The 25,243-nt window shown below is 44.6% G+C and carries 14 protein-coding genes; 4 read left to right on the forward strand and 10 right to left on the reverse strand.

The annotated features are described in order from the left end of the window. Window positions 1-332 precede the first annotated feature (332 nt). Complete coding sequence (locus dnm_RS25730) at window positions 333-2,207, forward strand: GNAT family N-acetyltransferase (protein ID WP_207679751.1); 1,875 nt, start codon at window positions 333-335, stop codon at window positions 2,205-2,207. Between the two features lie 446 nt (window positions 2,208-2,653). Here dnm_RS25730 and dnm_RS25735 read toward each other — a convergent pair whose 3' ends face one another. The 10 genes from dnm_RS25735 to dnm_RS25780 all read right to left on the reverse strand — a co-directional run bounded on the left by dnm_RS25735 (window position 2,654) and on the right by dnm_RS25780 (window position 14,375). Further along, complete coding sequence (locus tag dnm_RS25735; protein WP_207679752.1) at window positions 2,654-3,655, reverse strand: stage II sporulation protein M; 1,002 nt, start codon at window positions 3,653-3,655, stop codon at window positions 2,654-2,656. A gap of 51 nt (window positions 3,656-3,706) precedes the next feature. Then, the gene (locus dnm_RS25740; protein WP_207679753.1) at window positions 3,707-4,336 is read right to left on the reverse strand and encodes a 2Fe-2S iron-sulfur cluster-binding protein; all 630 of its coding nucleotides are present in this window, start codon (window positions 4,334-4,336) and stop codon (window positions 3,707-3,709) included. Window positions 4,337-4,400: 64 nt separating this feature from the next. Continuing rightward, window positions 4,401-6,974 carry a methyl-accepting chemotaxis protein gene (locus dnm_RS25745; RefSeq protein ID WP_207679754.1) on the reverse strand — a complete coding sequence of 858 codons (2,574 nt, stop codon included), beginning with the start codon at window positions 6,972-6,974 and terminating at the stop codon, window positions 4,401-4,403. 150 nt (window positions 6,975-7,124) lie between these two features. Then, window positions 7,125-9,047, reverse strand: coding sequence for an NADH-quinone oxidoreductase subunit NuoF (locus dnm_RS25750; protein ID WP_207679755.1), 1,923 nt, complete (start codon window positions 9,045-9,047; stop codon window positions 7,125-7,127). Window positions 9,048-9,064: 17 nt separating this feature from the next. Next, entirely contained in the window at window positions 9,065-9,598 is a 534-nt protein-coding gene (gene nuoE, locus dnm_RS25755; protein WP_207679756.1) for an NADH-quinone oxidoreductase subunit NuoE, read from the reverse strand. A gap of 191 nt (window positions 9,599-9,789) precedes the next feature. After that, entirely contained in the window at window positions 9,790-10,257 is a 468-nt protein-coding gene (locus dnm_RS25760) for a Crp/Fnr family transcriptional regulator (protein WP_207679757.1), read from the reverse strand. Window positions 10,258-10,320: 63 nt separating this feature from the next. Next, window positions 10,321-11,709 carry a UTP--glucose-1-phosphate uridylyltransferase gene (locus tag dnm_RS25765; protein ID WP_207679758.1) on the reverse strand — a complete coding sequence of 463 codons (1,389 nt, stop codon included), beginning with the start codon at window positions 11,707-11,709 and terminating at the stop codon, window positions 10,321-10,323. A 130-nt stretch (window positions 11,710-11,839) separates the two neighbouring features. Then, window positions 11,840-12,901, reverse strand: coding sequence for a branched-chain amino acid aminotransferase (locus dnm_RS25770; protein WP_207679759.1), 1,062 nt, complete (start codon window positions 12,899-12,901; stop codon window positions 11,840-11,842). Window positions 12,902-12,935: 34 nt separating this feature from the next. Further along, a complete protein-coding gene (locus tag dnm_RS25775) occupies window positions 12,936-13,373 on the reverse strand; it encodes a PPC domain-containing DNA-binding protein (RefSeq protein ID WP_207679760.1) in 438 nt (145 codons plus the stop codon). Between the two features lie 594 nt (window positions 13,374-13,967). After that, entirely contained in the window at window positions 13,968-14,375 is a 408-nt protein-coding gene (locus dnm_RS25780; RefSeq protein ID WP_207679761.1) for a threonyl-tRNA synthetase editing domain-containing protein, read from the reverse strand. A 1,271-nt stretch (window positions 14,376-15,646) separates the two neighbouring features. On the opposite strand from dnm_RS25780, the gene dnm_RS25785 reads away from it, so the two are divergent. The 3 genes from dnm_RS25785 to dnm_RS25795 all read left to right on the forward strand — a co-directional run bounded on the left by dnm_RS25785 (window position 15,647) and on the right by dnm_RS25795 (window position 25,188). Further along, window positions 15,647-16,357, forward strand: coding sequence for a carboxypeptidase-like regulatory domain-containing protein (locus dnm_RS25785; protein ID WP_207679762.1), 711 nt, complete (start codon window positions 15,647-15,649; stop codon window positions 16,355-16,357). Between the two features lie 874 nt (window positions 16,358-17,231). After that, window positions 17,232-17,603, forward strand: coding sequence for a response regulator (locus dnm_RS25790; RefSeq protein WP_246556092.1), 372 nt, complete (start codon window positions 17,232-17,234; stop codon window positions 17,601-17,603). A 391-nt stretch (window positions 17,604-17,994) separates the two neighbouring features. Continuing rightward, entirely contained in the window at window positions 17,995-25,188 is a 7,194-nt protein-coding gene (locus dnm_RS25795) for a response regulator (protein ID WP_207679763.1), read from the forward strand. Window positions 25,189-25,243: the final 55 nt, after the last annotated feature.

Consider the following 25,243-nt stretch of genomic DNA (forward strand, 5'->3'; position numbering starts at 1 on the left):
GCAACTATCTGTTTTTACAAAGGTTCCATAAACACGAAACCACAAACATGGTCTGAATTTTCAGTTAGTTCTGATCTGTTGATTCTTTTCTTTGTATGATAATTTTTGTCTTATTTCAAATGTTTTATTAAAAATCCTGATCCTGACGGATAAAATTTTATGGCTGCATAAAGTCAGCACCGAGAAACTCAGTCCCGGATTTATTTTTGTATCAGCCATATCTTCTTCTTGCTAATTCTTATCGGAATTGGTAATTGATGATTGAAATTCGAATTTTTGCTTAAAGATAATTTTATCCAAATTAATTTCAGAGGAAAAAAAAGGAGTTAATTATGGCTATGGCAGATTATTGGGCAGACAGTTATGTTGAGAAGAAACGAACTGTAAAAGAGGCAATGGGTTTAATCAGACCGGGGCAGAGGGTTTTTATCGGATCGTCCTGCGGTGAACCTCAGCATCTTGTAAGGGCGCTTTCGGAAACATCAAGCTATTTTACGGACCTCGAAATTGTCCGCCTGCTGGCCCTGGAAAGCACTCCCCTGACACTGATTGCAAATAAAACAAAGAATCAGAGTCTTAATATCCGATCCTTTTACCTGGGCTCCGCGAGCCCGAAAAGTATTGAAGCGCAAAAACGCTTTATCACACCAATAAATCTCTCTGCTGTTCCCCGGCTGTTCAAAAGCAGGAGTCTTCCCATACACGTCGCGCTGATTCAGGTGACGCCTCCGGATGATTTCGGGTGGATGAGTCTGGGAATTTCCGTGGATATCACCCTTTCAGCGGCCTGGTCCGCTGATTTGGTCATTGCCCAAGTGAATCCCAGAATGCCCCGGGTTCTTGGTCAGAGCTTTATTCATGTCAATGATGTGGATGTTATTGTGGAACACGAGGAACCCCTGATTACTGTCGGGGACCCCCCGAAACTGGAGTCTGCCAATACCATTGCAAAACTTATTGCCAGGCTGGTGGACGATGGTTCCACGATTCAGATCAGCCCCGGGGCAACCACTCGGGCAACGCTTGTAGCCCTTTCCGATAAAAATGATCTGGGCATCCATTCCGAATATCTGACCAAAGGAATTATGCGGCTTGTTTCAATGGGAGTGGTCACCAACCGAAAGAAGGGATTCAACGATGGGAAATTGGTGGCAAGCGCTGCAATAGGGTCTGAGAACCTCTATGAATTTTTGGATGATAATCCGTCTATTGAATTCCATCCTTCGGATTATGTCAATGATCCCGGAATCATTCGCCGTCATAACAAGATGACATCCCTGAACGTGGCACTGGCAATGGATCTCACGGGTCAGGTTGCGGCTGACGCCCTTCCTTATAACCATTTTTCCGGTATCACCGGCATGTTGGATTTTATCAGAGGCTCGGCCCGGGCAGAGAAAGGGAAATCGGTTCTGATGCTTCCTTCGACAAACGTGGACGGCACAAAGAGCCGCATTGTTCCTATCTTAAAGAATACCTCAGTCGTTGTTCCGAGAGGTGATGTGCATTATGTGGTCACTGAATACGGAGCGTTTAACATGTTCGGAAAAACGCTTCAGGAAAGAGCCATGGGCATGATCAGCATTGCCCATCCTGATTTTCGGGATGAGTTGTTTTTTGAGGCTCAGAAAATGGGCCTGCTCGGGCCTGAACGCACATTGAAAGAATCTATCCACGGCGTGTATCCGCTGAAACTTGAGGAAACCATAGAAATTGACGGTGAGCAGGTCGTCATCAGACCTGCCAAACCAGTGGATGAGCGAAGGATACAGGAGCATTTCTACACTCTGAATAAAGATGATATTATTTCAAGATTTTTTCATGAAAAAACCACCTTTGTTCGTGATGATGTGGAGGGAATGTTTCAGACAGATTATATTAAAAACCTCACTATCCTTGCTGTTGTGGGAGAATTTGGTTTTGGAAAGGTTGTGGGAGTGGGAGAATATCTCATTAACCCGGCCAACAACATGGCAGAGGTTGCTTTTTCTGTGAGTAAGGAATTTCAGGGAAAAAAGCTCGGCAAGATATTAATAAAAAAACTGGCTCAGGCCGCACAGGAAAATGCAATATCCGGTCTGTTCGCGGTCACTTCCCCCACAAATCGGGGAATGATAGGCTTGTTTAAGACATTGCCTTACAAAATCAAGACAGTATTTGAAGAGGATATGATTGTGTTAAGCCTTAAATTTGATGAGTTAGCATAATTAGTTGTCGCTCGATGATCAGGTTTTTTTTTGTCATTCCTCTTTCGCGGGCTTCGGCGTGAATTCAGTTGACGGAATGACAGGCTTTTTACTCGAACCCAGTCAGAAAACCTGATTATCGACTATCAGTTTCAAGTTCCGAGTTTCAAGTTTCAAGTTTCAAGTTCCGAGTTTCAAGTTCCGAGTTTCAAGTTTCAAGTTTCAAGTTTCAAGTTTCAAGTTTCAAGTTTCAAGTTTCAAGTTTCAAGTTTCAAGTTTCAAGTTTCAAGTTTCAAGTTCCGAGTTTCAAGTTTCAAGTTTCAAGTTCCGAGTTTCAAGTTTCAAGTTCCGAGTTTCAAGTTCCGAGTTTCAAGTTTCAAGTTTCAAGTTCCGAGTTTCAAGTTTCAAGTTTCAAGTTTCAAGTTTCAAGTTTCAAGTTTCGAGTTTCAAGTTTCAAGTTTCAAGTTTCAAGTTTCAAGTTTCAAGTTTCCGGACCTCAGAAGAAACAGTGTCAGCAGAATGATTTCGATAATTCCGAATCCGATTTTAACCGCATACGGAATAACAGGTTCATGATACTGGGAAAAAAAAGCCTCAATAAAACCTGCCCATATCAGCATAATCCCTACACCGAAAATCAGCGTGACCAGGTCCCGGGATATTTTTCTGAGCCGGGTTTTCAATGATACTGATTTTGTTCCCCATCCGATAATGGCACTGGCCAGTAACAAACCCGCCTGACCGGCAAGCAGGATAGCCGGAATTTCCACTGCCCCGTGAGGCAGAAGCCAGCCTGCTAAAAATTTACTTTCTCCTGCCAGAATATAGTCCAGAACAACTGCCCCCAGAATAACGCCATTATAAAATAAAAGGATCACGGTTCCAATTCCCCAGGTCATGCCCAATGCCATAGCGAAAATAGATACTTTGGTGTTATGTGTCATCAGATAAGAAGAAAATGCGGCTTTTTCACCTCTCATCCGATCTCTGTCCGCACTCTCCTCCCGGGCCACGCGTTCTGAGGGGTTCATTTGAAGATGGGAAAAAGGCATGAAAACGCCCTTTGCCTCGGAATCGAAACTGATTGCAATCCCCCCGAAAGCCCCTCCTGCAATCATGATCACAAGAGATATCCAGAATGCCCGGATATGGCGACGAAATGTCTGAGGAAAAGTATAAAAAAACCAGCGCATCAGGCCAAGACGACGCGAGGAGGGGCGAGTTTCATGAATTTCTCCGTAAGCTCTTCCCACAAGGGATTCGAGATATCCTCGAATCTTTTGTTCCGAAGAAAAGGTCATAATTTTCGCCAGATCAGCAGATGTCCGCTGATAGAGATAATGAAATCGCCTGACCTGCTCAAGATTCAGCCGGCGTTCCGGGTCTTTCTCTAATGTATCAAGGATATGCTCCAGATCGCTCCAGGAGTTTCTTTCCTCGGTTATAAATTTTTTCAGGTCAATAATCATAATTGAGAATTGAGAATTGAGAATTGAGAATTATTAATTTTCAATTCTCAATTATTTTAGGGTAATGGCTTTCACCGGACAAACCTCGACGCAGGCAATACATTTCTCACCGGGAAGCCTCGACATATCTTCTTCGCCATAAAAACTGATGACCGTATCAATCCCTCGTTTGGCAAAGGTCAGAAGAGCTTTGCCATGTTCTCTTTTACAGGCATGAATACATCTGCCGCACAGGATGCAACGGTTGGGATAATAATTAAACACGGGATGGCTCTTGTCTGTCTCTGTTTCTTTCAGATGACGGTCCAGATTTTTCGGCCTGAGACCGACTTTCAAAAATTTGGCAAGTCGTTGCAATTCACATTTTTTATTGGCAGGGCATTCCTTACATTTTACATGATGCGTTGACAGGAGAAACCGGAGGGCTGTCCGCTGCAAACGCCTGACAGCCTCTGTGTCAGTTTTCACCACCATGTTATCCCTGACCTCAACGGTACATGAAGTGACAGGTCTGTCTTCCCCCTCAATTTCAACAAAACACAGTCTGCATGACGCCTGAGGCTTCGTTCCTTCAAGATAACAGAGATTAGGGACATAAATATCATTGCTAAGACACACCTGAAGCAGAGGGGTTCCCGCTTCCGCTTCAATTTCTTTATTGTCTATAAAAAGTCTGACCATAATATTATTTCCTATTTGTAATTACTTGAATCGTTAACTCGTTGCGTTTTATACTGATCAGGAGTTATTGTTTTTTTACAATTTCTCCGATCAGTGCCGCCAGTTCGTTCACAAATTCTTTCATTACAAGAGCCTGGGCTGAAAGTTCCTCGGAAGAAGCAGCGGTTTCCTGAGAACCGGCTGCGACTTCCTGACTCGACCTTTCCATATCATTTACAGCGAACCGGACCTGTTCGATTTTTAGGTTCAGTTCCTTATTTGCCTTGGTAAGAGAGGCCATTTGCTCGCTCATTATCGAGGCTGAGTCAATAATGCCTTTAAAGTCGGTGTTGACATTTTTAATTGAGTGTGTGGCCTGGCTGACTCGTCCCACAGTCTCGTCCAGAAGTTTCTGGGTATTCTTTGCTGCTTCCGCTGTCCTCAGCGCCAGATTTCTTACCTCCTCGGCAACAACCGCAAACCCTGTTCCTGCCTCGCCCGCGCGTGCGGCTTCCACTGCGGCATTCAGGGCAAGGAGATTGGTTTGAAAGGCAATGTCGTCAATCGTCTTAATAATCTCTCCCATCTGACCGCTGTCCAATTCGATCTGACTCATTTCCCGGGTCAGTTCATCAAGTGCTTTTAAAGAATGAGCGGATTTTTCGATATTTTCGTTCATTAACTGCTCAGCTCCCCCCGTCAGTTCCAATGTTTCCTGGCTCATGACGATCATGGCGTCCAGCGCGGATGCGGATTCTTCCGATGACCCGGCCTGTTCTGCTGCATTCCCGGATTGTAACTGACTGGTGACAGATATTTCGTTGGCAGCGGAAGCGACCTGATAAGCGCTTTCAATAAGACCGGAGATAACCTGACTGACAGGTTTCACAATATAGCTGCTAAATAGAAGGGAAACAGCAATGATGGCTATGACAGAAATAACTGTCACGATCCCTGTCAGTCGCAGAATATCCCTGACCGGGCCCAGCGCTTCTGCCTCATCAATCTCAGCGATCAGCGCCCATCTGGTATCCCATACCTTTAAGGGGGTATAAGCCGAAAGAACCTGCCTGCCATTGTAGTTTCTGGTAAGCTTCCGGCCTGCTTTACCGGAAAGGGCTTCCTGGCTTGCTTCGGTAGAAATGCGGCGCTTTTCCGGATGTTCAAAAACTGCCTTCACTGAATAATTTTCCGGGTCAGTATAGGAATCCGAGCGCATGAGTTTGTCCGTTCCCACCAGATACGTTTCTTCGGTTTCTCCCATTCCGGAGCGTTCCTGCATTACGTCATTGATTACCTCAATCGGAAGCTGTAAAGCTACCACCAGTTCAACTTCTCCATTATAAAGCACAGGACGGGCGATAAAAGCGGCAGGTTCCCCGCCCGAAGGGGCATAAGACGCAACATCGGCAAATCCGAATGTCTTGGTTTCCAATACCTTCCGAACCAGTTTGCCCAGTCCTGAATCAGCGTATTCACCAGTGAGAATGTTGGAGCCGTAATCCGCTTCACGGGCGGCCGAGTAAATGACATCACCTCCGGAGTGGATCAGGAAAATGTCATGGTATCCGTATTTGTGTATATATTTGGTGAAATAATCTTCATCTTCTCCTTTGCTCTTGGGAACCACCGCTTCTTCCAAGCTCACTGTGGTAACCATTGCCCAGTTCAGACCGGGAATTTTTATCGGAACATAGCTGACGATCTCCATCGTTCCGGTGCTTCCGATCGTCACCATATCACCAGTCTGGCCGGATAAGGCTCTGTTATCAAATTCATTGTCTGATTTAGCTTGGCCTATGTTTCCTTTTTTAACGATCCTGTCACTACGATAGCTGATTGTGTTATCTGATTTGCCCACAAGATAGGTCTCAGCTGTTTTTTCCATGCCGCCGCGTCGTTGTATGATTGCGTTGACAGGGTCTTTGTTTAATTTCAGAACAACGACACCTACGACTTCCTCATATTGTAAGATGGGGGCCGCTATAAAAGATATCTGCTGATTATTCGAAAAAGGGTAGGCATCAAAATCCTGGATCGTCACTTCCTTGAGACCTTTTTGAAAGCACTTGCCGAGCGCACTGTTTTTTAAGGGGCTGAACAGATTTTGTCCGAGGTCTGATTCCTTGTTTAAAGTATAAACAATATGTCCGTGTTTTGTTATGAGCAGGAGGTCATAGTAGCCGTATTCTTCTTTGAACCGCATCAGAGATTTTCCATAGATATCTTCCTCAAGAAAATTATACATGCTTTCGTTCAGACGTCCGTCTTCATCAAACACCCCCTCAAATCTGTCCAGAGCATTCGCGATCATAACATTTTCAGATATGACTCTTATATCACTCAGACATTTTTTGAAATATTCTTCCACCTGGGCTTTTTTGATTTCCTGAACCGTATGCAATTTTTCAAGAGCCGCCTGCCTGAGCGTGACCACTGTTTCTATGGGAATGTCCATGCTTCGCTCACATTCTGCAAAAAAATTTATGATCTGAGCCTTTTTAACCTCCCGCATGGCTTCAAGTTTGCCAAAAGCCTGTTCTGACAAAGCGCTGGCAGAATTCATTACTGAAATCCCCCCGATGATTGCAAAGGGAATGACACCCACAGCCAGAAAGGCTGCCAGGAGTTTGGTTCTGATTTTCATTTTTTTTAACATTGTGTTTCTCCTCGCACGGGATTTGTTCAGAAAAATAGCCAACAGACAGCGAACGCATGGATTTTTAATGGCGGCCTATTTTTTTTCATACCACGGTGGAAGAATAAAGTGTGAAAATTATTTTTCGCACTTAGGATTTCATGGGTTTAATTATATTTTTGGAGGACGTTCAATGAAAGGGGCCAGACTCGGAGGCGATACCTTCTTCACAGCCTGGTAGTCCGGAGGACAGGCCACCTTGCATTCTCCGCATTTCACACAACGGGTCTGGTCAATGGCCTTTTTTCGATTTTTGGTGGAAAAAACAGCATCAACCGGACAGCATCCGCCGCAGATGTCGCATCCCCGGGCGCATTTGTCCAAGTCAATATAAAAAGCAGTCAGCGCACGGCAAATCTTTCCCGGACACCGTTTTTCACTGACATGAGCTTCGTATTCATCTCTGAAATAGCGAAGAGAAGTGAGTACCGGATTCGGAGCGGTTTTCCCCAGTCCGCAGAGAGAACCGTTTTTTATGTCCAGGCTGAGATTCTCCAATTGTTCCAGGTCTCCCTCTTTGCCCTCTCCTTTTGTCAGACGCTCCAATATTGAAAGCAGGTGATACGTGCCGACCCTGCAAAACGTGCATTTGCCGCAGGATTCCTTTTGTGTGAAATCAAGAAAATATCGGGACACATCCACCACACAGCTATCCTCATCCATGACCACCATGCCGCCGGACCCCATCATGGCCCCTGCTTCCGTCAGCGAGTCAAAGTCAATGGGGGTATCCAGGAAATCCGCAGGCAGACACCCTCCCGAAGGGCCTCCGATCTGAACGGCCTTGAATTTCTTTTTATTGGGAATTCCGCCGCAGATATCAAAAATAAGGGTTCGCAACGTCACCCCCATTGGGATTTCCACCAGTCCCGGGTGCACAACACTTCCCACCACCGAAAAAATGGCAGTTCCCGGGCTGCTTTCCGTGCCGATACTTCTGTACCACGCCGCGCCGTGATTCAGAATCTGGGGAACAGATGCCAGTGTTTTCACATTGTTGATGACTGTGGGTTGTCCTCGGAGACCCCTTTCGACAGGATAAGGCGGGCGATGCTGAGGCGTGCCTCTGTGTCCTTCAATGGACTGAATCAGGGCGGTTTCCTCTCCGCACACAAACGCGCCTGACCCTCGAAACACATTGATCTCCAAATCAAAGTCCGTTCCCAGGATGCCTTTCCCCAGAAGCCTCAGTTCTTTTGCCTGCTGTATGGCCCTTGTAACCGTTTTCACGGCAAGGGGATATTCCGCCCGGACATACACCGTGGCGTTTCCGGCTCCGACCGCGTAAGCGCATAAAATCATTCCTTCGAGAACCTGATGCGGATTACTCTCCAGAATGGTCCTGTCCATGTAAGCTCCGGGGTCTCCTTCATCCGCATTGCAAATGATGATTTTATTCTCTCCCCGGGCCTGTCTTGCCAATTCCCACTTTCTGCCAGTGGGGAATCCTGCTCCGCCTCTTCCTCGCAGACCGGATTCCTGAACTTCCCGGATGATTTCTTCTGGTTTCAGTTGCAGTGCTTTGACAAGACTTGAATATCCGCTTTCGGCAATATAATCATAAATATCTTCCGGATCAATCCGTCCGCACTTTTCCATCACCACCCGCTTTTCCTGGTTAAACCGGGGAAATTCCATGACCGAGGGAATCAGTTCGTTTTCTTCGGTTGCGCCATACACATGCTCAAACCGGGGATCACCTTCTGCCAAAAAAAGTTTTGTGAGCATTTTTGCTTTGCCGGCAGTGACTTCATGATAGAAAACAGGCGGAAAACCCGAAGCAGGATGATCAATGATAACAATTGGCTCCGCGTAGCAATGTCCGACACATCCGACCGTATGAATCTGAGCCTCAATATTCTGTTCTGCCAGGGCCTCTTCAAATGCCTTTTTTGTTTCAATGGCCCCGGAAGCGATGCCGCATGTTGCCATACCAATATGTATCTTAGGAACCGGAGCCTCTCTGAACGCATTCCGCCGTTTTTCAGCCTCTTCCCGGATAGCGTTGAATAACTGATGTATTTCTTCTGTCATTTGTCAAGTCTCAATTCTCAATTATTACCAGATATTGTAAGCTTTTCTCTTTCCTGTTTTTCTTTTTCTATCCGGATACGCAGCAGAAGCCCTTCCACCTTGCTGGGAGCCATATGTCCGTGTACGGTTTCGCCGACAATAGCCACAGGAGCCAGCGCGCAGCACCCCACACACGCGACTCTTTCAATACTGAATTCTCTGTCAGGAGTGGTTTCTCCTTCTTTAATCTCAAGCTTTCGTTCAAAATTTTCAAGAATGATATCTCCTGATCTCACATGACAGGCGGTTCCCAGACAAACCTTGATGGGATATTTGCCCGGAGGATGAAAACGGAACTGGTTATAAAATGTTGCAACGCCATAAACCTCGCACACAGGAATTTCCAGATATTCCGCCACCAGTTTTATCGCTTCACGCGGGATATAGGCATGTTTTTCCTGGATCATCTGGAGAATAGGAATAAGATTGCCTCTTTCTTTTTCAAATGTCGTAAGATGAGAACGAATATCATTCAGTATCAAGGCTTCTTCAGTGAGAATCTCTTCATCCATAACATACTCCTTTTGTTAGGTGTTAGGGTGTTAGGTGTTAGGTGTTAGCTGTTAAGAGAAAATTAGTCCAAATGATCTAAAGCCCGATACCTAACACTAACACCTAACACTAACACCTAACACCTAACACCCTAACACCTAACACCCTAACACCTAACACCCTAACACCTAACACCCTGACACCTAACCCCCTAAATCTTTTCCAAAGCCCCATATGCAGCCTGTATTCTGTCTCGCAATAAAAAGCAAAATCTTTCCAATATATTGAATCCGAGATCAATGTTCGAAAGCATCATTTCTCTTAAATCTGATCCTTTTATAACCACAACTTTAGTCGGTTTTTCACATGTGGCTGAGGACATGAGAAAATGAGATTCCCCCAGGAGCGTTGACCAGCAGCCCATAACTCTTCCTTTGCCAAGTACGTCAATCACCACTTTTCCCTTGCGTTCACCCAGGTCCCTTAATCTTTCTAAAAATATACGTCCTTCGGCGATGATATAAATATGTTGTCCGAAATCATGCTGTTGAAACACATATTCTCCGGTATCAAATGACTTCACCTCACACAGCTTGGCGATCTTCTCAATTTCACTTTTTTCCAGTCCCTTGAAAAATTCACATCTTTCCAGGATGGTTCCAATTTCCGGATAGTCCATACATCACCTCTTAACCTTCATTTAAGAATTAAAAAATAAAAATCCTTTCTCAATTTTCAATTCTCACAAGACCATATCATCGGTGATAACCGTTCCTTCTTTAATAACCGCCCGGGACCCGCCGGTGTTTTTTATCCTGACACATCCCTTTATTGTCACATTTTTTTCAAAAAAGACATCGCCTTCTATCGTCAGGCAATCACACTCCAACAAGGAAGGAATGTTTGCAAATCTTTTGTCAAACATATCTGTTTTTCCATAATATTCCGGGTCAAGACGGATCGTTATTCTGTCTGACTTCCCTTTCGGGTTCAAAACCAGATTATTGTCTTCTGAAAACACAAACCGGTCAGACCGAATGGACAAAAGCTCATTACATTTTTTAACAGGAAAAAAACGGGTTCGGGGCACTCTGACGGCCGTGGCACCTTCAAAAAGAGACACTGCCGCACCCATGGCGGTTTCCACCTGAAAGACGTTCGGGCTGTTTTTATTTCTCGGATCCAGAGTTTTCGGGTTCAGAATCATGGGCAGGCGGACCGTTTTATGTTTCTCTATAAGGTCTTCTAAAAATTTCAGGTTGATCCAGAGATTATTGGTATTGAAAAACCCGTAGCAGCGAATATCTCTGAAAGCTTCCAGTTCGGATGCCGGGCATTGGGCGACTTCGCGCAGAATCAGCCGGCCGTTTTTATGACGAGCCAAATGACCTCCCTTTAGATCCGCCGGTGTTCTCTCTGCCACCTCCATCATAAAAGGGAATTTTTTTTCGGAAAAATACCCCAGAAGTGACGCGTCCATTGAAGCTCCCAGGTTATCAGAATTGGATATAAAGGCATATCGGATGTCATGATCAAGGAGTTCCCGGAGCATTCCGGATGTAAGCAGAGCAGTATAAATATCTCCGTGTCCCGGGGGATTCCATTCCAAAGCCGGGTTTTCAGGACAGGCCGCGGGCGCAAATCCTTGTTGCAGTATCTTTGGAAATTTGTGCTGAAGAAATGTCAGGGGAAATTCAGACGGATTGATCTTTGACAGAGCGGAGAGGGTGGCTTCATGAGTATTGAAGCTGTTCATCAGTGCCAGTTTTACATCGGCCTTTTTTGTCTGCTCAATGATGATTTCGAGAAAGCTTTTGCCGTTTTTTACTTCAAGAAGCGATTTGGGACAGGTAAGGCCCATGCTCGTGCCAAGACCGCCGTTCAGTGTGATTCTGACTGCATTTTTAAATACTTTTTCTCCGGCATCAGCATAGCGTCCGAGGTTGTCCAAGCCCTCAATCTCATGGGGACTGACAGGGCTGATATCAGAGTCGGACAACAGTCCTGTTTCACCTGTGAAGACTTTGTCATAGTAGTAGGAAAACGTATCAATAACAACTTGCGGAAGTTTTTCAGCTTCCATTTTTGAGATAAAAGACTGAAGATGATTCGGTATATCAGATTGCTTCACTTTAAATCTCCTGTAATGAGAAACCAGGTTTTTCAAAAAAATTGGTTTTCAAACCAGCTTCGGCGTGATATTTTTTTATGCACTGCAAGCTTTTTTTTAAAAAACCTGGTTCCCAAAGCCATTAAATATGTCAGACAGTTTCAATCCATGACATGGGATCTTCTGCTTTGCCATACTGAATGTCTTGTATTGTCTTGAAGAGTTTGTTTGCTATGGGACCGACTTTTCCGTCACTTACGGTGATCACCTTATCTCCGTATTTCATTTCTCCCACCGGCGAAATCACCGCGGCGGTTCCGGATCCGAAGATTTCCTGAAGTTTTCCGGATTCGTGCGCCTGCATGACCTCATCAATGGTGATTTTTCGTTCTGAAACCTTCATCCCCCAGTGCTTTGCAAGCGCAAGCACCGAGTTTCTGGTTATCCCGGGAAGAATGCTTCCGTTCAGCATGGGCGTGGTGATTTCATCATCAATCACGAAGAAGATGTTCATAGAACCGACTTCTTCGATATATTTTTGCTCAACCCCGTCGAGCCACAGGACCTGGGCATAACCGCTTTTGGTGGCCTGCTCACCTGCGTAGAGGCTTGCTGCATAATTTGCAGGGGTCTTGGCTTCCCCCACGCCCCCGCGCACGGCCCGGACATGGCTTTTGGTTACCCATATTTTTACAGGATTAAAACCTGCTGCATAATAGGCACCCACCGGAGACAAAATAACAAAATAACGGTAAGTATTTGAAGCACGCACGCCCAGATAAGGATCTGTGGCGATAATTGTAGGTCTTACATACAGGGAAGTGCCGGGAGCTTTTGGTATCCAGTCCTTTTCAATCTCTAATAATTGCTTCAGTGAATCCATAAGAAATGCCTCATCAATCTCAGGAATACAGAGAGACCGTGAAGATTGGTTCAGCCTGGTAAAATTATCTTTTGCCCTGAAAAGTTGAACAGATCCCGAGGCTGTCCGATAGGCTTTGAGTCCTTCAAAAACAGCCTGACCGTAGTGAAGAACCATTGTGGCCGGGTCCATCTCAAAAGGGGCATAAGGCTCAATCCGGGGATTATGCCATCCTTTTTCCGGTTCGTAATCCACATTCAACATATGATCTGTAAAAATTGAACCAAAACCGAGTTTGGAATCATCCGGTTTTGGTTTTAACACTTTTGTTTTTGTAATGGTTATTTCCATGTTACCTCCTGATGTCAATATTAAAAATCTAGGTTTATAAATTCCACAGCATCAGACCTGTTGTTTTGTCAGTAACTCTTTCCAGGGGCTTTCCGGTGAATTCCTGAAGATCAATTTCTCCGGCAAAGATAAGGGTTTCAGAAAAAAGATGTCCGCCAAAAGTTTTACCCTGTTCATCACCTAGTACAATATGTGCATGTATAAAAGGGGTGCCATCTTTTAATGAAACATTTCCCGTGCAGGTTACGATTTCAAGAGGAGCTTTTTCTGTAAACGTGACGTAAACCTGCTGTTTCTGATCATACGCGCCTATGGTAAAAGACGTAACAGCGCCGATAAGTGAAAAAGTTGCCATTTGGATCGAATTTTCTTTGCAGAAGTCTTCGAGCGATGTAATGATATCTTTGTTGTGGGGAAGACATCCTATAAAACGACGTCCGGGGCTGAATTCTTTGCAAGTCAGCTTTTCCATTTCAAACACCTCAGAGTGAATTGATTTTTCAATTTAAATTTTATTTAAAATGATATATCAGATTTATTTTTTTATCAAGATTTAAGTTCATTAACCTCAGAGAATCCGATGTGTCAGACAATGTCCGAGGATCAGACCGTTTTGACATTGCACTGTGACCGCTGTTTTTGCATAGCGAATTTTCAGAGATTAAAACGTTCTGATACTCAGTAGATCGAAAAGTTTCCGGACTATGAGCGGTGCGGCAAAAAAACTCGGCTTTTTTTCAGGACGGGACGCTCTCCCCCGCCGGAAAAAGCCGGGTTTCTCCCCATATGCATCAGGCTAAGATTACAACCTACTGTTTTTATTAACTCTGATTTTGCCGGACGGGGTTTGCAACCCCGTCCGGAATATTTTCCGGATCGCCGCCCGCAAACGTTTCGGACGGGGTTGCAAACCCCGTCCGGCAGCCGTCCCGCATTCTTAGCCTGATGCATATGGGGTTTCTCCCCCGTCCGCCGTGTCTGCCCGGTGACAGCCCGAAAACTTTTCGATCTACTGATACTCGATGATCTGATCTGGTCTGTGACATTTCAGCAATCTCCGGGCCAGTTAAAATTCTTTGTAAACTCGCGCCAGCGGATGTCCCTGGGTTTTTATTTCAAGATTTAGAAAATATCCGTAAGGGGTCTGAACGGTTGAATAACCTGCTTTTTCCAGACGATCCTGCGCGCTGTCCAATAAGGCTTTTGCCAGGTCCGGTTCTGCTTTTTCTTCTCCCAGGTGAGTGAAAGAATGCAGGATAACATGGGAAATTTCCCATTTGCGGGCCAGCCATTTTGCGTTTTTTATCAGCTTGGTCTCTGCCGAACTCTTTTCATCCAAATCTTTTGGCTCAATGTGGACAAAAGCCACCACTGTATTTTTGTTTTCAGCAGGCTTGGCTTCGGGAGCGTCATCCAGCGTTTTCATGGCAGGGTTCCAGTCAAATTGATCGCAATACCAAAATAAGACTCGCATGAATTTTTAAATTCCTCCTTCGTAACTTGAAATTTGTGAAACCTGAAATCCGAAGGCTCGGTCGAGCTTCATGTACGCGTATGTAAGTGTTCTGAGTTTCAGCTTTCAATTTTCAAATTTTATCTGTGTTCTTTTGTGAAGTATAAGAATCTTTTAGGAATATTTCCTTAGCATAGTTAAGTGATTTATTTCAAGCCATTTTTTATATGAAAGTGTCAGGTGTTAGGTGTTAGGTGTTAAGTGTTAGGAAAAAATGCAAAACTTTCATCGTTCGTTGTGACCGGCAGATCATGGCCGTTTATATGAAAGTGATTTGTGATTTGTGATTTGTTTCGCCGGACAGGGTTGCAAACCCCGTTCGGTGAAAACAAAAATCTCATCTGTTTTCATTTTCTTAACTTTTTTCTTGACAATATAAATTGAATTATTAGATAATTATCTAATTTTTTACATAAGTTAAAGGAAAAATAATTACAGATTAATAAAATGTTTTTCGATCCGGAGTGCCAAACTTACAGTTTGGCAGTATCCCCGATATCCGAAAACCGGGACAGCTTTGCCAAACTGTAAGTTTCAGCAGATCGAAAAAGTTCGTAGTTTTATCCTGAGGCGGTCTTGCTATGCCAGTAGCAAGTCTCTGATTTCACAAAGACCGCCTCAGGGCGGAACTGGGGTGATGAAAATGTCAGTAGATCGAAAAGTTTCCGGACTGTGTGCGGCATGGCAGAGAAACCCGGCTTTTTTTCCCGGACAGAAGACTCCCCCCCGCCGGAAAAAGCCGGGTTTCTCCCCATATGCATCAGGCTAAGAATGCGGGACGGCTGCCGGACGGGGTTTGCAACCCCGTCCGAAACGTTTGCGGGCGGCGATCCGGAAAATATTCCGGACGGGGTTGCAAACCCCGTCCGGCAAAATCAGAGTTAATAAAAACAATGAGTTACGATCTTAGCCTGATGCGTATGGGGTTTCTCCCCCGTTCGCCGTGTCTGTCCCGCGACGGCCCGAAAACTTTTCGATCTACTGAATGTTGCTGATGCACTTAAACAACTCATTCCGTTTTTATTTTCTGTGTTTTATAATTATTTGATTTTTAAGTAAAAAATATACAAAATAAAAAATGCCGCAATTATCAGCTCAGTTTGTGACATTTTCATCAGTCCGGAGCGGAACTAGGAACAGGGCCTGAATTTTGAGTCGTTTTCGATCCACCGAGTTTGGCATGAAGGATACGTTTTTTTTCTTAAAACCTTTTATCTGGAGGTAAAAAAATTATGATTAAAAAGAGATTGAAATTTTCGAGTTTGTTTGTCGTTATTTTATTTATCGCTGCCGTTGTGAGTATTCCCCTGGCCACGGTGGCAGCCGAAGACAGGGCAAAAGCCCTGGACCCCTGTTGGTGGCCGGGCGGCTGTGACAATGAAGAAGAAGAGACAACAACAACATTAATTTATGGTGTTATTAGTGACAGAACAACTGGTAATCCTATTGACAATGCCATTGTCAATGCCGTGTCCGACGGGACTGTCTCCCATGAAACCGAGACCGATGAGAGGGGAAATTACTGGCTCAACGACCTCAGAAGCGGCAAATGGAAACTGACAGTTACAGCAGAGGGTTACTCTTCGCAAACTTATACCTTTAATCTTTCAGGACAAGAGGTCGTGGTGAATTTGGCCTTGAAACCTGAGAGGAGTCTGCCGGCGGATTTGTCGGAGTCCGCTGAGGACACAGAAACGATAGTTCACGGTGTCGTTACTAAGAAAAATGGCAAGCCCATTAAAAAAGCCAAAGTCAAATTAAAAGGTACGGACAAGAAGACAACCAAGACAGATGCTTCAGGATACTATGAATTCAGAGATATTGAAGACGGGGAATGGAAATTGGTTGTTAAAGCCGAAGGCTACAAAAAAGCAACGATTTTTATCAATATATCAGGAGGCGTTTACGAAGAGGATTTTGTTTTGAAGAAAAAAAAGAAGTGATAAGTACCTAATCACTCGATGATCAAGTTTTTTGACCCGATTCGAATAAAAAGCCTGTCATTCCTGCGAAAGCAGGAATGACAGAAAAGAACTTGAACATCGAGTAATCATAAGTTTTTTTATATTTATCCGGTGAAGAAACCCGGCTTTTTTTCACGGCGTCAGTTCCTTCTCCGGCCAGAAAAAAGCCGGGTTTCTCTGCCGCTCACAGAAAAAAATATATATAAAATTTTTTGCTCAGGTATTTACTAACCTGTCCGCAGCCGCCGATTCTCTCGGAGTCGGCGGAGCTTGCACATGAATTCAGACATTCTCCGCTCTGAATCTTTTTTTTCCATACATACCCCGCATCACCCCTTTTAAGCCTGATTCCAATTAATAAAGAACCATCCTGCTCTTTCTTGCCCTGTTCGGGTCGGCAAATCCGAACCATCTCGCCGAACTTGTCAATCCATCAGGAGCAAAATGGGAAAGTTATTTAATTCCTATAATTCCAATACAGCTTACCCCCTGCGTTTCGATTGTGCAATTCATTCACATTTTTTTCTGAATCCTGCTCCGACACATAAAAATCCGCATAAGGGTCATATCATTTCATTTTTAAAATACTGTAATGGGAAATGTATGGAATTCCTTGAACTTAAATTATGATTAAAAGTTTAGTCTATGATTGCGTATAATTTTAATGTGACTCGTTGTAATAGGAATACAGAACTCATATTGTCGGACTCAGCCCGCTTAAATCTGGCGTGGTACACAAAAAGCGAGTTTTTTGGAGCAAGAAAAATTTATGCCGGATTTCACTGCCGAAATCCTTTAAAAGAGTTGTGAACGAACGAAGGAATCATTGACAGCAGGCAGAAAGGAATAAATTTTGAAACGTATTCTTATAATTGATGACGAATATCAGGTTCGATCCATGCTTCGGATGATGCTGGAACACGCGGGGTACGAAGTCGAAGATGCGCCTGACGGCGAGATAGGTATAAAGCTTTATCGTAAAAGTCCCACGGACCTTGTCATTACCGATATTCTGATGCCGAAAAAGGAGGGCATCGAAACCATCATGGAGATTCGAAGGGATTTCCCAAATGCCAGAATTATTGCCATATCCTGTGGCGGACGCTTGAAAACCCCGGATATATTTCTTAGTATGGCTGAAAGATTTGGTGCGGCGCGAGTTTTTGCCAAACCTCTGGACAAAAACAAACTTTTGGACGCAGTGCGTGAACTCGCAGGTGCATAGAAATTGGGAATTGAAAAATTTACGGTCTTCAATTTCTGACCTCCGGTTTTATAATTTCCCATATTACAAAATAATTACAAATTTAACAGATGCTCATTCCTGCCACTGCCCCTGCTGGCGACGGCACTCTCCATGACTCACCTTTCTTTGTCCTTGCAAAACCCATCCGAATTTCTTATAAAGGAACTTGAAATAAATAATATACCTGTTTCAGGAGAATGCACAAAATGTAGGGTGGGTTTCGCTTCGCTTCACCCACCCTACATTTCTTTCATATAAACAGACATGTCCTTCGGTCACAACGAACCATGAAAGCCGGCCCCCGGCCCCTTTATCAATTACCAATTATCAATTATCAATCATAAATTATCACTTTCATATAAGGGAGAAAATGATTAGAATTCCGGGCCATCAGCCCCTTGTTAAAATCTATGAAAGCGTCAGTTCTTTAATTTATCAGGGACAACGGGACCAAGACGGAAAATCTGTCATTCTGAAGGTTTTAAAAGCATCCGAAAGCAAGAATGGAATTGTTGCACTGAAACAATCTGACAGATATTTCCATGAATATGAAATTATTTCTGCCCTGGAGAATTTGTCAGGGGTTATCAGCGTATATGGCCTGGAAAAATATGAGAACACCGTGGTGATGATACTGGAAGATTTTGGCGCCCGGGATTTAAAAACATTGATGATCTCCGAAAAGCTTACTCCGGATACTGACGCCTTGGAAACTTTCCTGACCATGGCCAGCCGGATTGTCGAAATATTGGGGGAGATTCATGGGGCCAATATCATCCACAAAGCCATCAGCCCTTCCAACATTGTTTTTAATCCCGGCACCGGCCAACTGAAACTCATTGATTTTGGCAATGCAACGATTTTTTCCCGTGAAAATTCCAGAGAACAAAAACCAATTTTTTCTGAAAAACCGGAAAACATTTCCGCGTATATGTCACCGGAACAAACGGGCAGAATGAACCGATCCGTTGATTTTCGCACGGATTATTATTCCTTCGGAGTTACCTTTTATGAACTGCTCACCCGGAAACGCCCTTTTGACACGACTGATCCGAGGAAACTGGTCCATTGTCATATTGCTGAGACACCTCTCCCGCCTCATAAATTAAAAATCGGATCAGAAGATTCCATACCTCGGTTCCCGATCCCCGGAGCTGTTTCAGATATTGTGATGAAACTGTTGGCAAAGACACCGGAGGAAAGATATCAGAGTGCCCGGGGAATCAGAGCAGATTTGGAAGAATGTCTCAACCAGTTGCGGGCCGACAGTAAGATTTCAAATTTTGTTCTTGCACATGAGGATGTTCCTGAAAGGCTTCATATCTCGGAAAAACTATATGCAAGAGAGCAGGAAATCGAAAATTTATTCAAGGCTTATGACCGGGTTGGCCAAGGACACCGGGAAATGGTGCTGGTATCAGGAATGGCCGGTATGGGTAAAACCAGTCTGGTGCGAGAAATTTATAAACCTATGGCCCGTAACCAGGCTCAGGGACTGAACCCTGTTTTCATTTCCGGCAGATTTGACCGGCTTTACCAGCATATTCCCTATCATGCGCTGGTCAGCGCATTTCAGAAATGGCTGCGAGAACTCCTCACCGGAAAAGAGACAGAATTCGAATACTGGCGGAGTAAAATCGCAGATGCTTTCGGGGCTGACAGCTATGTGATGACGGACATCATTCCTGAACTGGAAAAATTTCTGACGGTTCAGCCTGTTTTTCAGGAGCTTGAACCTGCTGAATCCCGGACCCGATTTTATTTGGTTTTTCAAAAATTTATCCGGATATTTTGTCAGCCGGAGAATCCCCTGATTCTCTTTCTTGATGATTTACAATGGGCCGACGCTGCTACGCTCGGACTGATGGAGCGGATAATCACGGATGAAGATACGCAATATCTGTTTTTTATCGGGACCTGTAGTGAAGATGACATCACTGATGATCATCCCCTGATCCCCATTGAAGCAATAAAAAAAAGCGGGGTTGTTGTCAATCATATGGCCCTGTCTCACCTGAAACCTGAAGACATTGAAGACCTTGTCACGGATACCTTTGGGAAACTGGAAACTGGAAACTGGAAACTGGAAACTGGAAATTTGAAACTGGAAACTGGAAACTTGAAACCCTCACCCGGCACTCCGCATCCTGTTTCAAGTCTTGTGTTTCAGAATACTGGCGGTAATCCCTTATTGATCCGTCAGTTTCTGAAAACTTTGTATCGGAAAAAGCTGATTGTCTTCAATTCTGAAGAAAGAAAGTGGGATATGTCAGCTCTTAGTTATCAGTCATCAGTTATCAGTGAGGAACTGTCACCAACGCCAGGACTGACAACTGACAACAAAGCAGCTCATCTCAGGATTGGCAGACAGCTGTTGGCTGCACAATCTGAGTTGTCAGTCACATATTTGAATCTGGGGCATGAGCTGATCAGGGATATTCAGGAAAAGATTCAGTTGGCGGAGCTGAACCTCAGGGCAGGTAAAAAGGCAAAACATATAGCTGCTTATTCAGAATCGCTGCATTATTTTCGTATGGGATGCGATCTCATCGAACCGTATATTCGGCAGCGTCCAGGGCCCGGTTTGCGGACAGGCCACGATGAACTGGTTTTTGACTTGTACAAGGAACGGGCGGAACTTGAATATTTAAATAAAAATTTTGAGCAATCAGAAGCATGTATTCAAACACTTTTGGACTGGGCAAAGTCACCTGTTAAAAAAGCTGAACTCTATAATATTTTGATTATACAAAAAAAATTGCAAGACAGATATGAAGATGCGATTCACGCCGGGAGAACAGGTCTTTATCTCTTAGGTATCAAGCTGCCTGAAGATGATTTGCAAACAGCCATCCGTACAGAACTCGCCGAAGTTCACGACAACCTTAAAGGCAGGGATATCGCTTCGTTGATTGATATGCCGGAAATGACGGTACCGGAAAAGAAAGCGGCGATGAAATTACTTATGAATTTAAGCAGACCAGCTTATTTTTATCACTCGGATATCTGTTCATGGACAGTCATAAAAATGGTGAATATCTCTCTCCGATATGGCCATGTCCCTGAATCATCAGTTGGCTATGCCGGATATGCACAGCTGTCGGCTCCCAGTTTCCAGTTTCCAGTTTCCAGTTTCCAGTTTCCAGTTTCCAGTTTCCAGTTTCCAGTTTCCAGTTTCCAGTTTCCAGTTTCCAGTTTCCAGTTTCCAGTTTCCAGTTTCCAGACCGGATATGCGTTTGCTCTCCTGGGCCTGAGACTCAGTGAAAAGTTTTATCAGTTAGCTTATAAATCCGAGTGTTGTTTTTTAATCAGTGCGTTTTTAAATCACTGGGTGAAACATATTAAATGGTCAGAATCCTTTAACACTGAGGGGTATGAAGCGGGGCTGGCATCCGGTGATTTGGAATGTGCGGGGTATATTCTGGCTTTTAATAAGTCTCTTCAGTCATTCTGCCGGGGCAAAAACATAGGGCGCATACTTGCTGACCTTGAAAAATTTTTACGGTTCGCCCGAAAAACAAAAAATCAGTTAGCATATGATGTCATTTTGGGATGTCATAATGTGGTACTGAATCTGAGCGGTCTGATCGCTGAAAAATTTTCTTTTGATACTGCCGAAATCACAGAGCATCAGTATCTGTCTGACTGCCATTCTCATGGAAGTTTCGCAGCCCTGGCCAATTATCACATTCTTAAATCCCAGGTCCTCTGGCTCTATGGAAAACCTGATCTGGCCCTTGAATCCGCCCACAGCGCCGAAGAATCTCTCAGCTTTGTCAGAGGCACAATTCTGATTGCCGAACATAATTTTTACACCTCGCTTATTCTGACGAGCCTTTATCCATATACCTCAGGAGAGAAGCAGAAACAATATCAGATAAAAATAGAAGCCAATCAGAAGCAGATGAAGGTCTGGTCGGACGAGTGTCCGGAAAATTTTCTTCACAAATATCTTATGATTCAGGCGGAAACACTTCGTATTTCCGGCAAACTGGAAGAGGCGGTGCTTTTATACGACAAGGCAATTGAATCTGCCGGTGAAAATGAATTCACTCAGAATGAAGCCCTGGCAAACGAACTCGCGTCAAAATTCTGGCTTGCAAGAGGCAAGACCGACATAGCCAAGCTTTATATGAAAATGGCCCATTACGGATACCGTCTATGGGGAGCAAAGCGCAAGGCAGAGGATTTGGAAAAAGAACATTCCTGTATTCTGGCTGACCCGGCTCCGCAGGCCCGGTCCGAGACTGAGGAAATCAGTGCCGCGTCCAGATATGCTGTGGGAGATTCTTCGGTATTTCTTGATATGGCCACTGTTATGAAAGCATCTCAGGCGATTTCAGGCGAGATCGTTCTGGAGAACCTGCTGAAAAAACTGATGGACATCGTAATGGAGAACGCGGGGGCTGAAAAAGGATTTCTGATATTGAAATCAGATACCCAGCCAGTGTCTGACACAAGATTTAAAAGCCGCGGAGAACTCATGGCCGAGGCCTATGTGTCCTCAGACAAACATAAAGAGGCCATGTTTGAACCTGTTTCCATTGAAGAATGTAAAGAATTATCGTCTGCCATTGTCCGTCATGTGGCAAAAACCCATAAGAATGTTGTTCTGAACGACGCGTCAGGCGAGGGCATTTTTACCCGGGATCCATATGTGATAAAAAAGAAGCCTCGTTCAGTTCTTTGTATTCCCATTATCCGGCCCCCTCATCATGAGACCGAGGGAAGAATAATCGGTCTTTTATATCTGGAGAACAACAGTACCCCGGGAGCGTTCACACCCGACCGGGTCGAAGTCCTCAGACTCCTCTCTTCTCAGGCGGCAATATCCATTGATAATGCAAGACTTTACACAAAATATCATTCTCTCTGTGAAAACGCGGTGGAAGGCATCTTCCAGATCACCCGGGATGGCCGTTTTCTCAGCGCAAATCCTTCCGCTGCCCGAATTATGGGCTATGATTCTCCGGAAGAACTCATTTCCTCTGTCACCGACATTGGAAAACAATTATATGTTTTTCCGGAAGATCACAAGACATTTGAGCGCATTGTCCGCCAGGAAGGACAGATTATCGGATTTGAAGCGCAATTTTGCAGGAAGGATTATGCTGTGATCTGGGTCTCCGTATCCGCCCGAACCGTGTGTGACAGCCGCGGCAATATCCTTTATTATGAGGGGTCTTTTTTGGACAGAACAGCCGCTTATGAGAAAATGAAAGCGGAAAGAGAGCGGAAGGCCGCAGAGGCTGCCAATGCTGCCAAGAGCGACTTTCTCGCCGCTATGAGTCACGAAATTCGGACCCCTATGAACGCTATCATCGGGCTTACCGGACAGGTATTGAAGACCGAACTGAACCTCAGACAGCGGAATTACCTGAAAAAAGTAAGCTCATCAGCCCATGCCCTTCTCGGGATATTGAATGATATCCTTGATTTTTCCAAGATTGAAGCCGGAAAGATTGACATGGAGGAAAGAGATTTTCAATTGCAGGAGATTCTGGAACAACTCGCGGACCTGTTCTCGGATCAGGCCGCGGAAAAGGGAATTGAGATTATTATCAGCAAAGGGCGGAATGTTCCCAGCGCACTGAGGGGGGACGCTTTACGCCTGAAGCAGATTCTCATTAATCTTATGAGCAATGCTGTCAAGTTTACTGAGACAGGTAAAATTATCCTCAGCGTCACCTCTGCTGAAAATACGCAGGATCGGTCTCTGCTCTCTTTTTCTGTCAGAGACACCGGTATTGGGATATCAGAGGAGAACATTGCAAAACTCTTTTCTCCCTTTACCCAGGCAGATGATTCTGTCACCAGGAATTACGGCGGAACCGGCCTGGGGTTAGCCATATCCAAAAAACTGGCCGGCCTGATGGGAGGGGAGATTTCTGTGGAAAGTGAGCCTGGAAAGGGAAGCGCATTTTCTTTTATGCTTTCTTTCAGACGACAACCTGAGGAAAATGAGCCTGCCCACAGCCTGATCAGCGAACTTTGCGGTTTAAGAACGCTGATTGTGGATGCGGATGACATCAGCAGAGAAGCGATAAAGGATATGATGCCTTTCGGTATTGAAACAGAGTTCGCTGCTTCCGGTGAAGAAGCGCTGATAAAGCTGAAAGCGGCTGCTGCCGCGAACACCCCGTGCCAGCTAGTGGTAATGGACTTGAATTTACCTGGTACTGACGGCATTGCCACGTCCAAAAAGATAAGGGAAGACCCCCGGCTTTCTGATATCCCTGTAATCATGATCGCAGCTTTTGGAAAAGAACAGGAGATGAGTCTCAGGGAAAAAACAGGAACAGACATCTTTCTCATTAAACCCCTGAAACAGTCCGTGCTTATTGATACCCTGACAGAGATTTTTGAAATTGGAGAGTTGAAACTTGAAACTGGAAACTTGAAACTGGAAACCGGAAACAGGGAACCCGATTTTCAAGTTTCAGATTTCAAGTTTCAAATTTCAACGCTTCTGGTGGAAGATAATGACATCAACCAGGAACTGGTGACGGATATATTGAATGATGCAGGTGTCGCGGTGGAAACCGCGAACAACGGAAAAGAGGCCGTCGAAGCAATATGCGGGAACTCACCGGCTGAGTGTCCTTACGACGCCGTGTTCATGGATATCCAAATGCCGGAGATGGACGGAGTTGAGGCCACAAGGCTCATTCGAAACTGGGAAGAAGAATATAAGGCTGATATCTCAAATCTTACGCAGACCACAGGCTATCAGCTCTCAGCGGTCCGTTCTCAGCTGCCCGTCATCGCCATGACCGCCCATGCCATGAAGGGAGACCGTGAAAAATACCTGAACGCGGGCATGAATGATTATATCTCCAAACCCATAGACCCGGAAAAGCTGCTTGCGATATTGGAAAAATGGACAAAAAAAGAAAGCTGTTCAAATTTAAAAAAGCAGCGTAAGGAATGTCAGTTGTCAGCCGTCAGCTATCAGTTGCCCGGAATTGATGTTGAATCCGGATTGCAGCGGTTCCGGGGAAACAAGACGCTTTTCATCAGGCTTTTACGGAATTTTGTCATGAATTATGCTGTCATTGCTGATGAAATAAGAGACGGTCTTGCTGACAATGACACGGAAAAAGTACGGAGACTGGTTCATACGCTCAAAGGGACCGCAGGCAACCTCTCTGCAACAGAATTGTTTTTGGCTGCCCAAAACCTGGAAAGTGCTATCAGAGAAAAACAGTCAGATACCGGGACAGATGTTGAACAGATGATCTGCGATATGGAAGATGCATTGCTACAGGTGATGGAGTCGGTAAGGATTTTTGAGGAAATTCCGGAAATAAAATATGAAGACAACCGTTCAGCAGAGGAAGAGACGCTGAATCTGTCTGAAATCAGACCCATGCTGGCCGGACTTGACAAGCTTCTTACTGAAAATAACATAGAGGCTGAATCCCAGATTGAATCCCTTAAAAAATATATGATTCCTTACGGACTTCGGGAGGAGCATCAGCAACTTGAAGCCCAAATCGCCCGATTTGACTTTAAAAGCGCACAAAAAATTTTGGCTAAAATTATTGAAATTTTGAATTTTTGAATTTTTGAATTTGAAAACGGAGTGCCGGACTTACAGTTTGGCAATTCTCCGAATG

Origin of the sequence: Desulfonema magnum (assembly GCF_017377395.1) — a bacterium.
Lineage (GTDB): Bacteria > Desulfobacterota > Desulfobacteria > Desulfobacterales > 4be13 > Desulfonema_C > Desulfonema_C magnum.